Source organism: Streptomyces sp. NPDC094147 (assembly GCF_044764265.1).
Lineage (GTDB): Bacteria > Actinomycetota > Actinomycetes > Streptomycetales > Streptomycetaceae > Streptomyces.
Window position 1 is genome coordinate 1,441 of the sequence record NZ_JBIWHT010000079.1, and the last position, 1,245, is coordinate 2,685.

Annotated in this window: 2 rRNA genes (1 of these 2 only partly in view); both read left to right on the plus strand. The window is 56.2% G+C overall.

Features of this window, described 5'->3' with window-relative positions:
- Positions 1-1,040: ribosomal RNA gene (locus tag ACIQ8J_RS35825) — 23S ribosomal RNA — on the plus strand (its annotated part extends 1,440 nt beyond the left edge of the window); the annotation flags it as partial.
- An 89-nt stretch (positions 1,041-1,129) separates the two neighbouring features.
- A 5S ribosomal RNA gene (gene rrf, locus ACIQ8J_RS35830) occupies positions 1,130-1,245 on the plus strand; the annotation flags it as partial.

Below are 1,245 nucleotides of genomic sequence, written 5' to 3' on the forward strand. Positions count from 1 at the left end.
ACCTTTCGGGGTTGCGAAGCTGAGAACTTAAGCGCCAGTAAACGGCGGTGGTAACTATAACCATCCTAAGGTAGCGAAATTCCTTGTCGGGTAAGTTCCGACCTGCACGAATGGCGTAACGACTTCTCGACTGTCTCAACCATAGGCCCGGTGAAATTGCACTACGAGTAAAGATGCTCGTTTCGCGCAGCAGGACGGAAAGACCCCGGGACCTTTACTACAGTTTGATATTGGTGTTCGGTTCGGCTTGTGTAGGATAGGTGGGAGACTGTGAAGCGGCCACGCCAGTGGTTGTGGAGTCGTCGTTGAAATACCACTCTGGTCGTGCTGGATGTCTAACCTCGGTCCGTGATCCGGATCAGGGACAGTGTCTGATGGGTAGTTTAACTGGGGCGGTTGCCTCCTAAAGAGTAACGGAGGCGCCCAAAGGTTCCCTCAGCCTGGTTGGCAATCAGGTGTTGAGTGTAAGTGCACAAGGGAGCTTGACTGTGAGACCGACGGGTCGAGCAGGGACGAAAGTCGGGACTAGTGATCCGGCGGTGGCTTGTGGAAGCGCCGTCGCTCAACGGATAAAAGGTACCCCGGGGATAACAGGCTGATCTTCCCCAAGAGTCCATATCGACGGGATGGTTTGGCACCTCGATGTCGGCTCGTCGCATCCTGGGGCTGGAGTCGGTCCCAAGGGTTGGGCTGTTCGCCCATTAAAGCGGTACGCGAGCTGGGTTTAGAACGTCGTGAGACAGTTCGGTCCCTATCCGCTGCGCGCGCAGGAACATTGAGAAGGGCTGTCCCTAGTACGAGAGGACCGGGACGGACGAACCTCTGGTGTGCCAGTTGTCCTGCCAAGGGCATGGCTGGTTGGCTACGTTCGGAAAGGATAACCGCTGAAAGCATCTAAGCGGGAAGCCTGCTTCGAGATGAGTGTTCCCACCTCCTTGAGAGGGTAAGGCTCCCAGTAGACGACTGGGTTGATAGGCCAGATGTGGAAGCCTCGTAAGGGGTGGAGCTGACTGGTACTAATAGGCCGAGGGCTTGTCCTCAGTTGCTCGCGTCCACTGTGTTTGTTCTGAAGCAATGAACAGCTGTCAGAGCCCCGTGTGTGGGGTTCCGGTGTTCAACTTCATAGTGTTTCGGTGGTCATAGCGTTAGGGAAACGCCCGGTTACATTCCGAACCCGGAAGCTAAGCCTTTCAGCGCCGATGGTACTGCAGGGGGGACCCTGTGGGAGAGTAGGACGCCGCCGAA